At 49.6% G+C, this 14043-nt stretch carries 5 protein-coding genes; 4 read left to right on the top strand and 1 reads right to left on the bottom strand.

The features are described 5' to 3' along the window. Nucleotides 1-940 precede the first annotated feature (940 nt). The 3 genes from BN2628_RS02160 to BN2628_RS02170 all read left to right on the top strand — a co-directional run bounded on the left by BN2628_RS02160 (nucleotide 941) and on the right by BN2628_RS02170 (nucleotide 12301). Nucleotides 941-7681, top strand: coding sequence for an ADP-ribosyltransferase-containing protein (locus BN2628_RS02160; protein WP_257606365.1), 6741 nt, complete (start codon nucleotides 941-943; stop codon nucleotides 7679-7681). Further along, the gene (locus BN2628_RS17440) at nucleotides 7608-11033 is read left to right on the top strand and encodes a MuF-C-terminal domain-containing protein (RefSeq protein ID WP_055095881.1); all 3426 of its coding nucleotides are present in this window, start codon (nucleotides 7608-7610) and stop codon (nucleotides 11031-11033) included. The genes BN2628_RS02160 and BN2628_RS17440 overlap by 74 nt, the downstream gene beginning before the upstream one ends. A gap of 14 nt (nucleotides 11034-11047) precedes the next feature. Further along, the gene (locus BN2628_RS02170) at nucleotides 11048-12301 is read left to right on the top strand and encodes a PBECR3 domain-containing polyvalent protein (RefSeq protein WP_257606360.1); all 1254 of its coding nucleotides are present in this window, start codon (nucleotides 11048-11050) and stop codon (nucleotides 12299-12301) included. 9 nt (nucleotides 12302-12310) lie between these two features. On the opposite strand, the gene BN2628_RS17445 is transcribed toward BN2628_RS02170, so the two are convergent. Then, entirely contained in the window at nucleotides 12311-12487 is a 177-nt protein-coding gene (locus tag BN2628_RS17445; protein WP_257606361.1) for a winged helix-turn-helix transcriptional regulator, read from the bottom strand. Nucleotides 12488-12499: 12 nt separating this feature from the next. Between BN2628_RS17445 and BN2628_RS17450 the strand changes: the two genes are divergently transcribed. Further along, nucleotides 12500-14043 (top strand): PBECR3 domain-containing polyvalent protein (locus BN2628_RS17450; protein WP_257606362.1); only part of this gene is annotated, 1544 nt, incomplete at its 3' end.

Raw genomic sequence — 14043 nt, forward strand, 5'->3', positions numbered from 1 at the left:
ACAAGCCAATCCCGACATGGGCGCCACCATATACGCCGACTACCGGGGGCAGACCGTCCGCATTACCTCCGGTACATTCGATATAGACCCCGAAGGCAACATCACCCCCCGGGAAGGCAGCACCGGTATGCTTACCATCATCACCCCCGAAGGAGATACCCAAGTCGTCTCCCCCTCACAGTTGGGCAAGGTACAAGACTACATGACCCTCGACGAGCAAGCCTCGGCAGTAGAGCAGGAAGTAGAAGATGCCGTCCTCGCACAAGAAGAGAGCGAGATAAACACCCTCGACCCCGGCACCGTCGTGTCGGTAAATAAAAACGGCAGCCCCCTCCGCGTTATCGTAACCTCACAAAACGCCGATACNTTCGTCTGAACTTTCTGAAAGCAAAGGTAGCGAAAAAACTCCAATTACGAGCGAGTCAGGCGAAAAAGTTGCTCCCTCAGAGACTGAAACAGACACGACCCCGAACGAAACACAAGCCGGCAACGGGCAAGCCCCCTTCCTCTCCGAATCCGAATACATCGACAGGGCGCTGCAGGAAGCCTTCGACGCCTCAGGCATTACAAGCTGGGAAGAATGGGAAGACTCAGAAGCCTACATAGACGCCTATAACCGGGCATCAGACAGCTACCCCGACTATATCCTTGGACTGCAATCATCCGGGCGCCTGCAAGAAATGTATGACAGGGCAAGCATCGGAGAGCGCATCAGCATAAGAGAAGGCATAGAAACAGCCGGCTATAAAGTAAAAGATATCCTCGACACGGAAAAAGAAAAACAAGAAGCACGTAAAAAACGGGATGCCGCCCGNAGCAAGTCGGAAATAACAGAAATGGAGAAGAAAGCCAAGGCGAAACTGTTGGGGAAAAACTGACTCGCGAGGAAGTTCAGTCAATTATTGCCGGTATGGAGGAACACGCTGAAGTAGCTCCCGAAATGGAACTTACCATCGAAAATTGGGATGCTGAGTTTGGAGAGAACGGCATTGTGCAAACTCCTGTCGGCAAAGTAAAGATGGGAGAAAACCAATTTACAAAGCTTATGCGCCAAGGACGCAGCGGTAAACTGGGCATGATTAAACCTACTCTTGAAAATCCTGATGTGATTATTGAAGACGAAAGCAAAGCCACAGAGGGAGATATAACCGAACGATACAGCTCATATGTATTTGTCAGAACATTCAAAAAGTCTGATGGGTCTCGGTATTACTATTTCACATCTGTTACAGTCAGTCAGGGCAATATGGAAGTGGTTGTTTCCAATCAGGAAAAGACCAAAAAAAGAATATCCAACCTTTTGCAAAGAAATGCAATAAGCTGGATAAACGAGAAAGTCCAGTCTGCATCCGAAGCGCAGAACGGGAAATCGGTTTCCCTTGACGATTCGTGGACTGCAACCCAAGCCGATAATAACACAGCCCCGCTCGGTATCAATTCGTCTGAACTTTCTGAAAGCAAAGGTAGCGAAAAAACTCCAATTACGAGCGAGTCAGGCGAAAAAGTTGCTCCCTCAGAGACTGAAACAGACACGACCCCGAACGAAACACAAGCCGGCAACGGGCAAGCCCCCTTCCTCTCCGAATCCGAATACATCGACAGGGCGCTGCAGGAAGCCTTCGACGCCTCAGGCATTACGAGCCGGGAAGAATGGGAAGACTCAGAAGCCTACATAGACGCTTATAACCGGGCATCGGACAGCTACCCGGACTATATCCTTGGACTGCAATCATCCGGGCGCCTGCAAGAAATGTATGACCGGGCAAGCATCGGAGAGCGCATCAGCATAAGAGAAGGCATAGAGACAGCCGGCTATAAAGTAAAAGACATCCTCGACACGGAAAAAGAAAAACAAGAAGCACGTAAAAAACGGGATGCCGCCCGCAGGAAACGTTCCGAAGAACTAATGGCCAAACTGGGCATTGTACTCGATAAAGCAAACGAAGCAGACAGTCTCTTAGGAGAGAACGGAGAGCCGGCAGACGGAGAGTTAGCCAGAAAAGTTGCACAAGCAGAAGCGGAGACTGATACCAATCCTACCGACAAGCAGAAAGAAGCCGGCAATTACAAGAAGGGACACGTTCGCGTTGATGGTCTTGACATTACCATAGAGCAGCCAAAAGGCTCTGTACGCAGCGGTGTAGATGCCAATGGCAACAAGTGGGAAACAGAGATGCACAACACCTACGGCTATATTCGAGGTACTGAGGGTGTGGACGGAGACCATATAGATGTGTTCTTGTCAGACACACCACAAGAAGGCGATGTATTTGTCGTGGACCAGGTGAATAAGGACGGTACTTTCGATGAACACAAAGTGATGTACGGTTTCCCCTCAGAGCAAGCCGCTCGTGAGGCATATCTATCCAACTACGAAGAAGGTTGGCAGGGATTAGGAGCAATTACCCAAGTAAGCAAGGAGGAATTCAGAAAATGGCTTGGTTCTTCCCACCGGAAGACAAAACCCTTCGCTGAATACAAGAGCGTGAAGTTTGAGAAAGGGAACGAAAAGTCTTCCATGACAGAAACTCAGCAGGAAGCATATGATGTTGTACGTGGTATGTTGGAGGATGCCGGTATCCCTGTCGAGGTGCTGACGAACGAGCAGATGAATACACTGTCCGGGAGTGGCGAGGTTCGACTTATGGGTAGCCGTGTGGACAAGCGTATGGCAGAAATAGGAAAGCATTTTGAAGGTAAAGAACTTGACGATAATACAAGAGCCGTGGTTGATGTGTTCAGCGGTAAAACTGATAACAAGGTAATCGAAGTCGGAAGACCTGAGGGGACGCAGCATGTTGTGATGCGCCAAGGCACTGAAAACAAGGCCGGAACCAAACATTCACTGTTCCGCCATTTTGGAACTCGAAATAATCATATCACACCTGAAGATATTGTTAGGATTCCTGAAGTGATAGCCAAAGGCGAGCGAATTGTCGATGGCAAAAAAGTGTCATATAGTTATACTACAGAAGACGGCACACTATTGAGAGTGACAACAGAAATCAGAAACAGACGGGAGACGTTTACAAACTTCATGTCAAATAGAAAATCCCCGACATCGGAACTCGTAGAACACGCAACAAGCGCACAAGCATCCGATGAAAGGGAATCGGATGTAAAGGTAGGAAAAAAATCAGAATCGACAAACGGAATTGGAGAAAAGCCACGTCTGATGACCGTATACCACGGCAGCGGTGCGGAGTTCGACACATTCGACCACTCACACATGGGCGAAGGAGAAGGCGCACAAGCTTATGGCTGGGGAAGCTATGTCACAGAGGTAGAGGGCATCGGACGGACATATGCGGAAACGTCCGGAGGCCGTGACATCCGCCTCCGGATAAACCGCCTTGCTCAGCATGTGGCCTCTCGGAAGGAATTCATCAAGACCCGCAAAAGTGACATTCGGAAGAATGAGGATTATGACAAATACGCCCGTTCCATACAGAAGAACCTGCACAATAGCCAGAAGGAGTACAAGGCGGCAGAACGTGCCGGTGACAAGCGCGAGATGGAGTTTTACCAGAGCCTTATCAACATATCGGAGCAGCAGTTGGAACGTGGACATCACAAGCATTTGATAGATAGCTTTTGGGAGGACATCAACAACGCACAGGCGGACATCGACAAGAGCAACGCCGAGATAACTGACCTCAAGGAAGAGCTTAAAAAGAAATCCCGTCACCTGTACACGGTTGAGATACCAGACGACACGGGTGAGAACTACCTGAAATGGGAGGAAAAGCCCGATAGGGGCGTTGTGAGAAAGATAGCGAAATCGTTACGTGACAACGGGTATCATGTAACAACCTTGTCAAACAAGCTTGCTGAACATTCAGAGGAAGGAGCTTTATGGGGAGAATATGATGTGAGTGACGGAGAAGGACTTTATCGGGCAATAGAAAGAATTTTGTCCGGTGACCGTGCAGCGAGTGAGTTCCTTTCTTCGATAGGTTTCACCGGCATTTCCTACCCGGCTGAAGCTACTACTGGCGGTCGCGCTGACGGTGCACGTAATTATGTTATTTTCAACGAAAAGGACCTGAAGATTACTAATCACATCAGTTTCTTGAAAGACAACAAAGGAATTATCTACGGTGCCACCGTAGGCGGCAAGATATACCTCAACGGCAGCTCATTGAACCCCGAGACCCCGATACACGAGTATACCCACCTATGGGACACAGCCTGCCAAAATATCAATCCCGAGCTTTGGCGCAGAGGCGTAGAGCTGATGAAGCAAACACCACTGTGGGAGCAGGTGCAGAACGACCCCGCCTATGCAGACCTGACGACCGACGACGAGATAGCCGGTGAAGTGCATTCCCGCCTTACCGGCAAAGACGGAGCCAAACTGTTGGAAGACATCGTATCCCGCAGCCGGGACGGTAACGCCATAGAAGTAGCCAAGGCAGTCACTGTGCGCGAGCGGTTAAGGAACTGGCTGAAGGATTTCTGGTGGTGGCTCAAGGACACGCTGTCACCGTGGACGAAAGCCGAAGCCGAAAGGGTCACGATAGAAGACTTTGTACACATGCCGTTGAAAGACCTGGTACGAGGTACCGACCTCACCGGCAGCCGTATGACAACCGAAGAGAGTCGCATCGTAGAACGGGCCAAAGCCGACGGCACATATATGAAAGCCCCGAACGGGAAACCCACCAACCTGTCCGAGAGACAGTGGGTACAAATCCGTACAAAAGCGTTTAAGGAGTGGTTCGGAGACTGGGAGAAGGCTGCTTTGTTGCAGCAGATACATGAGACATGGAATGGTGGCAAGCGTACATGGACTTACCGCTTCAGTCCATCGGAGAAGTTGAAAAAAGAGTTGAAAGAGAAGTTGGGCGTGGAGGCGACAAGCGTAGCCATCACAGATAGTGCTGTAAGGCATATACGCAATCATCACGGTTCCGACGAAGCCCGTCGGGGTCAGAAAGACATAACGCCTGAAGATATTTTGACTTTGGAATACCTGATAAACAACTTTGATGATAGCGTAAAGGCAGAAAATGACAACGCAGGAAACCCACAGATAAAGCTGTGCAAGGTGACAAATGGTGTTGCCACAATCTTGACCGTGAATAGAGGAAAGGGAAAAGAATTTGTAGTAACTGCTTGGGAAAAAATGTCAAGTGCCTCAATGATTAACTCCCTAAGGCCCAACGTCCGAAACGCCCTTGACATTGCAAATGTACAAAAAGATTTGCGGGAAATACGCGAGACGGCTGAAAATTCTTCAAAAGTAATAGATGAGAACGGAGAGCCGAGAGTCGTATATCATGGAACGACTATTGATAAAGAAACAAAAAAGTGGAATGAAAAAGTGCGCATGTATGATACATATCATGAGCCTTTCACTCTGTTTAAGAGGATAAATGACGGAGAAAGAAACAGTGGTCACTTCTTCAATTCAGACATACAAAACGCCTACGATTACGGATATAATACATACGACACTTTTTTAAATTTGCGTAATCCTCTTGTGATAGATGCAAAAAATACCCTTTATTCATCCGTCGAATATAATGGTGAAGAAAAAGACACCTACCAGTGGAGTGAATATGCAGAGAAGAATGGATATGATGGTGTAATATTCCAAAATGTAAGAGATGGAGTGGATTATGGTGCATTACAGAAGCCTACTACCGATTATGTCGCATTTTCTTCTAACCAAATCAAGTCTGCAACTGACAATACCGGAGAATATTCACCGGCTGATAACGATATCCGTTTCCATATTGATACAACCATACAAGCAGAGGGACAACAGGAGAGAAGCCATGACTCCGGCCATAACCCCATATCCTCCCTGCAGTCTCCGGCAGGAGCATATACCCCGGGTTCATCATCCACCGGAACCGACCACGTCCTGGGCACGGGCTTGGCCCCCGGAGAGCTCGACACCCTCCTTTACGGCCCCGCCCCACCCGGGAGCCTTCCCCTCTGGGAGCGAGTGGCCTACGCCCAGAAGCTGAAAAAAGAACTCGGCTCAGACATCACCCTGTACGGATGGCCCGACGAAGTCCCCGCAGACATCACCCGCGAGCTACCCGACATACACAAAGTACAAGGGTTCTACGACCCCAAGAGCGGCCGAATGGGCATCATCCTGCACCACACCCCAGACAAGCGCACCATCGCCCGGGTGATGATGCACGAGATAGTGGGTCACCGCGGCATCCGGGGATTGTTAGGCGAGCAGTCTTACCGCTTCTACGAAGAAGTCTACGCCAGCATGCCCGCATCCTTGCGCGAGAGCTACACTCGTCGCTACGGCAGCCGTCAAGTGGCAGCCGACGAATACATCGCCGATTTGGCAGGAAGGATGTACCGAGAGAACCCCTTTCGCCAACTCTGGGAAGAACTTGTCGCCCTGTTCCGGGGGAGCCTTCGTGCCTTAGGCATCAAGGTCAAGCTGAACGAATCAGACATCCGCTTCATCCTTCGCGAAGCCCGGCGTCAGAGCCGCTCAGGCAACCTTCGGTACGTTCATACAAGCCCCGGAGCCGTCCGCAGTGCCGGAGCACCCCACCGGGACGAACCGGGGAAAAGCGGAACTCCAGGACCCGGCGGCACCGTTCCACCGTCCGCCGAAGAACCGTACCATGCCGTTCTGTCGATGCTTGAGAGAGCCGGCATTCCCGTAGAGATACTCACCGAAGAAGAGATGCAGCAGTTGGCGAAGAGGGGAGATGCAGTGTTGCAAGCGAGAATCAACACTTTGAATAAGGCAGCGCGGACAATACGTGGATGGATAAGAGGGAACGAGAGGAACAAGTCCATTTCAGTGGAATTGCCGAGTCGTGTTCAAACCATGGTGAGGAAAGCTATGGGGCGTGATTTTGATTCTCATAATATAACGTCGAACAGCATAATCCATTTGTTAAAGAATCATGGAGTGAACGGTAGTAAACAGGGGCAAAACAATATTCCGATAAGAGAAGATGATGCCGAATTGATACCCTATATCATGTTTGCACCCGACTATGTGAAAAAAGGCAATCCTGAGGGGACGAGAGAAAGTGTGCGTTTCTATAAGAACCTTAGCAATGGGTATGTTGTAGTGGTAGAGAAAGAGCAAAAAGACAGCCCAGATGATATGGATACCATAACCATGTGGGCTGAGCTCTCATCATCTAATGTCACAGATGCCCGTAATAATACGTCCCCTATGTACCACGCCCAAAACGTTATCATTAGCAGTGATGACATAACAAAGATACAAAAAGATGCGGAAGCCGCAATATCCGGGGAGGAAAAACTCTTATACGACAGGGACGGTATAATCTACGGCGCCACCGCAGGTGGCAAGATATATCTCAACGGCAGAGCGTTAAACCCCGAGACCCCGCTTCACGAGTACACCCACCTATGGGACACAGCCTGNTGTGCGCGAGCGGTTAAGGAACTGGCTGAAGGATTTCTGGTGGTGGCTCAAGGACACGCTGTCACCGTGGACGAAAGCCGAAGCCGAAAGGGTCACGATAGAGGACTTTGTACACATGCCGTTGAAAGACCTGGTACGAGGTACCGACCTCACCGGCAGCCGTATGACAGCCGAAGAGAGTCGCATCGTAGAACGGGCCAAAGCCGACGGCACATATATGAAAGCCCCGAACGGGAAACCCACCAACCTGTCCGAGAGACAGTGGGTACAAGTACGTACAAAAGCATTTAAGGAGAGGTTCGGTGACTGGGAGAAAGCGGCTAAGGTACTGAACGTGGTGCCTGCTGCCAAGGATCACGGATTTAAGAACTTTGCAGAAGCTAAAGAATGGGCCAAGGCCAATATTGTGCGTATGCTTACGAACTCAGAGACGGGCGGTAAGGGCGAGATACGTATCAGCAATAATGCTGTTGATAAATACCTTTCCAATAGTGCTGTTGCCAAGAGTGAGAGCAAAGATGTGCATTTGGCTGTCCTGAAGGTGCTTCCCGATACAATCCGCGAGAGCATTGATGCAGAGCAGCACGCTAACTATAAGAAAAGCAAGGATGGAAAGAGAAGTCCCAATAATGGAGCGAATGAAGATGTTATAGTCCATCGTCTGTATGGCGCAGTCGATATTGACGGACAGATTTATCGCGTTAAAGTGACTTTGAAGGAATATACGGATGAAAATAGACCTAAAAAAGCATACACCTATGAGGCAACAAAAATAGAGCTGCTCGCAGGAACTTTAGTTGGTATCCAAGACAGCAACCCCAGTACGAACAACTCTATTACAGTTGCAAATTTACTAAAAGGAGTTGAGAAATCCTACGGTAATGGCGAGAAACTATTGGATGACTTCACGAAAGTGACGGATGAGAACGGAGAGCCTCTTACAGAATTAGCCGATAGAACTTCCATTCAGATGATGTTCATCGGAGAGCAGGGAGCCGGCCGTATGGATAAGGTCGAAGAGAGTCGCATCGGAAAAGTCAATTCCCAATTCAACGAAGAATTACAACAACAGATAGACGGCACCTTGCCCAAAGGGCATGTGTATCGATTAGGCATGCCGAGTGATGTATTGCTCGCCTCAGGCATTCCCAATTTGCCGATTGAATTGGCATCACAAAGATTGATTCATAAATCAAACCAACAAAATCATCCGTTCGATTTGTCTGATGTAAAAGACCTGCCCAATGCCATTCAAAGCCCTCTTGCCGTATTTGATAGCGCAACGCGGATAGGAAGCAATGTGATTCTTACAGAACTGAAACAGGGAAACAAGAATTTTGTCGTGGCAATAGAAACAAATCGTAAGCAGGGACGAATTGAGGTTAATAGTGTGAGAAGCATTCATCCAAGAACGACAAGCAATATTGTCAATTGGATAAATGAGGGGCTTATGAATTATGCCAACAAGGATAGTCTGGTAGATTGGCTTTCGGATAAAATAAAAACGAGAGACTATCTAAACAGCAGTACCCCCGCTGACGTTAGAAAATCCCTCGTTTCTGCCTCAAAGATAGTAAAAAACTTTGAAAATCCAAAGTCCGGGGATGAAAATTTACGTCAGGACACAAGTAGCGATACTGGGCAGGGAGCAGAAAATATTCCCCGCTACCACATCGAGAAAGAGCGGGACGAAGACTCCGGCCGTAACCCCATATCCACCCTGCAGTCTCCGGCAGGATCATATACCCCGGGTTTATCATCCACCGGAACCGACCACGTTCTGGGCACGGGCTTGGACCTCGGAGAGCTCGACACCCTCCTTTACGGTCCCGTCCCACCCGGGAGCCTTCCCCCCTGGGAGCGAGTGGCCTACGCCCAGAAGCTGAAAAAAGAACTCGGTTCAGACATCACCCTGTACGGATGGCCCGACGAAGTCCCCGCAGACATCACCCGCGAGCTTCCCGACATGGAAAAAGTACAAGGGTTCTACGACCCCAAGAGCGGGCGCATGGGCATCATCCTGCACCACACCCCGGACAAGCGCACCATCGCCCGGGTGATGATGCACGAGATAGTGGGTCACCGCGGCATCCGGGGATTGTTAGGCGAGCAGTCTTACCGCTTCTACGAAGAAGTCTACGCCAGCATGCCCGCATCCTTGCGCGAGAGCTACACTCGTCGCTACGGCAGCCGTCAAGTGGCAGCCGACGAATACATCGCCGATTTGGCAGGAAGGATGTACCGAGAGAACCCCTTTCGCCAACTCTGGGAAGAACTTGTCGCCCTGTTCCGGGGGAGCCTTCGTGCCTTAGGCATCAAGGTCAAGCTGAACGAATCAGACATCCGCTTCATCCTTCGCGAAGCCCGGCGTCAGAGCCGCTCAGGCAACCTTCGGTACGTTCATACAAGCCCCGGAGCCGTCCGCAGTTCCGGAGCCCCCCACCGGGACGAACCGGGGAAAAGCGGAACTCCAGGACCCGGCGGCACCGTTCCACCGTCCGCCGAAGAACCGTACCATGCCGTTCTGTCGATGCTTGAGAGAGCCGGCATTCCCGTAGAGATACTCACCGAAGAAGAGATGCAGCAGTTGGCGAAGAGGGGAGATGCAGTGTTGCAAGCGAGAATCAACACTTTGAATAAGGCAGCGCGGACAATACGTGGATGGATAAGAGGGAACGAGAGGAACAAGTCCATTTCAGTGGAATTGCCGAGTCGTGTTCAAACCATGGTGAGGAAAGCTATGGGGCGTGATTTTGATTCTCATAATATAACGTCGAACAGCATAATCCATTTGTTAAAGAATCATGGAGTGAACGGTAGTAAACAGGGGCAAAACAATATTCCGATAAGAGAAGATGATGCCGAATTGATACCCTATATCATGTTTGCACCCGACTATGTGAAAAAAGGCAATCCTGAGGGGACGAGAGAAAGTGTGCGTTTCTATAAGAACCTTAGCAATGGGTATGTTGTAGTGGTAGAGAAAGAGCAAAAAGACAGCCCAGATGATATGGATACCATAACCATGTGGGCTGAGCTCTCATCATCTAATGTCACAGATGCCCGTAATAATACGTCCCCTATGTACCACGCCCAAAACGTTATCATTAGCAGTGATGACATAACAAAGATACAAAAAGATGCGGAAGCCGCAANTCTGGACGAGACATTCCCGCCCCATCGGGTAGCCGAGATAAAATCCATCCTCGGGGAAAACCTCGAAGACCAAAGCAAGATATTGGGACAGATGTTTGCCGAATCTTCAAAAGCACCTACAGCCGAAGAACGAAAACAACGGGCACGAGAGCAAGCCATTGTACAAGATTACATATACAAAGCCAACCGGTACGAAGCATACTTAGGAGGCCTGCAGTCGCGCATCAAAGAAGAATCCGGCCGTATCATTGAAAATCTGCGGCAACAAGCCAATCCCGACATGGGCGCCACCATATACGCCGACTACCGGGGGCAGACCGTCCGCATTACCTCCGGTACATTCGATATAGACCCCGAAGGCAACATCACCCCCCGGGAAGGCAGCACCGGTATGCTTACCATCATCACCCCCGAAGGAGATACCCAAGTCGTCTCCCCCTCACAGTTGGGCAAGGTACAAGACTACATGACCCTNCATTCACGATAGATTTGCCGCAGCGAGTGAAGGATGAAATCCGCAGGGTGATGGGGCGCGATATTGACAGCCACAACATCACATCGGACAGTTTGCGGCATATACTTCGTGGTCACGGAGAAAGTGGTAGCAAATTAACCGATGGAAGTATCCCATTGCGAGAATCGGACTTAGAATTGATTCCTTATATAATGACAGCACCTGATAAAGAGGAAAAGAGCAGTACTGATTTGAGTGGTCGCGAGAGTGTTCGGTTCTATAAAGATTTAAGTAATGGTTATGTAGTGGTAGTCGAAAAGGAATATAAAGACAGCCCAAATGATATGGAGACCATAACCATGTGGGCTGAAAAGTCATCTGCGGCTACCAATGCTCGTTCACAAAAGAACGCCCCTGATACACTCGTCCGAAACGCTATCCGCAGCACCGACATAGCAAAGATACAAAAAGATGCGGAAGCCGCAATATCCGGGGAGGAAAAACTCTTATACGACAGGAACGGTATAATCTATGGCGCCACCGTAGGCGGAAAGATATACCTCAACGGCAGTACGTTAAACCCCGAGACACCTATTCACGAGTACACCCACCTATGGGACGCAGCCTGCCAAAATATCAATCCCGAGCTTTGGCGCAGGGGAGTTGAGCTGATGAAGCAGGCCCCCTTGTGGGAGCAGGTGAAGAACGACCCGAACTATACAGCCTTGCAGACCGACGACGAGATAGCCAGCGAAGTGCACTCTTGTCTTACAGGCAAAGATGGTGCCCGTCTGTTGGAAGACATCGTATCCCGCAGCCGGGACGGCAACGCCCTTGAAGTAGCCAAAGCAGTCACTGTGCGCGAGCGGTTAAAGAACTGGCTGAAGGATTTCTGGTGGTGGCTCAAAGACACGCTGTCGCCGTGGACTCGAGCCGAAGCGGAAAGAGTCACGATAGAGGACTTTGTACACATGCCGTTGAAAGACCTGGTACGAGGTACCGACCTCACCGGCAGCCGTATGACAGCCGAAGAGAGTCGCATCGTAGAACGGGCCAAAGCCGACGGCACATATATGAAAGCCCCGAACGGGAAACCCACCAACCTGTCCGAGAGACAGTGGGTACAAGTACGTACAAAAGCATTTAAGGAGAGGTTCGGTGACTGGGAGAAAGCGGCTAAGGTACTGAACGTGGTGCCTGCTGCCAAGGATCACGGATTTAAGAACTTTGCAGAAGCTAAAGAATGGGCCAAGGCCAATATTGTGCGCACGTTTACGAACGAGGAAACATATGTACGATGAACGCATTGTTTATTGTTCGGTTTGAGGATTAACAGTAATGCGCCAATAGCCGGATTTATCAGAGCCTTCGTGCATAAGAATACCTCTTTCACGGAGTTTTTTTATCTGCTTCTTGACACCATCCAAAGAAATTCCCAATTCATCCGCCATTTTCTCACGGGTTATCATCGGGTTAGCTATAACCATATCTATGATGCGTTGAGCCGTTCTACCAACAGGCTTGTTATTCTCTCTTTTTACAGGGTACTTTCCGGGGGTACTATTTTTGTTTACAGGGTACTTTTTGACCGAGCTGTTTACTCTTTCAGCCTTGTAGTAGCAATTCAGACGAATAAGAAAAAAGGAAAAATTGAAATAAATGATATACGCAGTGTCCACTATCGCAATTCTAATGCACATATGGCAAATTGGATAAATGAGGGTTTGCTCGAATACGCAAATAAAAAAAGAATGGCTGAATGGTTTTCCAAACAGCGGTCCAATTCCGCTGACGTTAGAAAACAATTCAACCATAGTGCAAAGATAGTAGAAACTTTTGAAAATCAAATAGTTGAAGGTCTAAATCATCAGGACGCAGGAGGCGATACCGGGCAGGACGCAAGAGACATCCCCCGCTACCATATCGAGGCAGAGCGAAGCGAAAAAGCCGGTCGTAACGTTATCTCCTCCAATCAAGCTTCCTCGGGAGCAGATACCCCGGGTTTATCGGCCACCGGAGCACCCCACCGGGACGAACCGGGGAAAAGCGGGGCACCAAGACCAGACGGAGGTGTTCCCTCAGTCACGGAAGAGGCTTACCAAGCCGTTGTGTCGATGCTCGAGAGAGCCGGCATTTCCGTAGAGATACTCACCGGAGAAGAGATGCAGCAGTTGGCGAAGAGGGGAGATGCAGTGTTGCAAGCTCGGATGAACGCTTTAGAGAAGGCAGTTCGGACGATACGCGGATGGCGGAAAAACAATGTCCGCGGCAAATCATTCACGATAGATTTGCCGCAGCGAGTGAAGGATGAAATCCGCAGGGTGATGGGGCGCGATATTGACAGCCACAACATCACATCGGACAGTTTGCGGCATATACTTAAAGGGCATGGTGTCAGTGGTGAGAAGTTGGACAAGAATAGTATACCGTTGAGCGAAGCTGACCTGGAACTTATTCCCTATATAATGACAGCACCCGACCGAGTGGAGAGAGGTAGTACAGATGCGGGCGGACGGGAATCCATCAGATTCAAGAAGAGTTTGTCCAATGGTTATGTGGTTGTTTTAGAGAAAGAGCAAAAAGACAGCCCAGATGATATGGATACCATAACCATGTGGGCTGAACTCTCATCATCTAATGTTTCAGATGCCCGGACAAAAATCCGTCCCCTGAACTCGACGTCTCAACCTGCAAATGTCGCAAATGGGTCAAATGCCGCAGATGGAACAAATGCAAGAACCGTTATCATTAGCAGTGATGACATAACAAAGATACAAAAAGATGCGGAAGCCGCAATATCCGGGGAGGAAAAACTCTTATACGACAGGGACGGTATAATCTATGGCGCCACCGCAGGCGGCAAGATATATCTGAACGGCAGTACGTTAAACCCTGAGACACCTATTCACGAGTACACCCACTTGTGGGACGCAGCCTGCCAAAATATCAATCCCGAGCTTTGGCGCAGGGGAGTTGAGCTGATGAAGCAGGCCCCCTTGTGGGAGCAGGTGAAGGCCGACCCCGCCTATGCAGACCTGACGAC

The organism is Gabonia massiliensis, assembly GCF_001403595.1.
GTDB classification, from domain to species: Bacteria; Bacteroidota; Bacteroidia; order Bacteroidales; family Coprobacteraceae; genus Coprobacter; species Coprobacter secundus.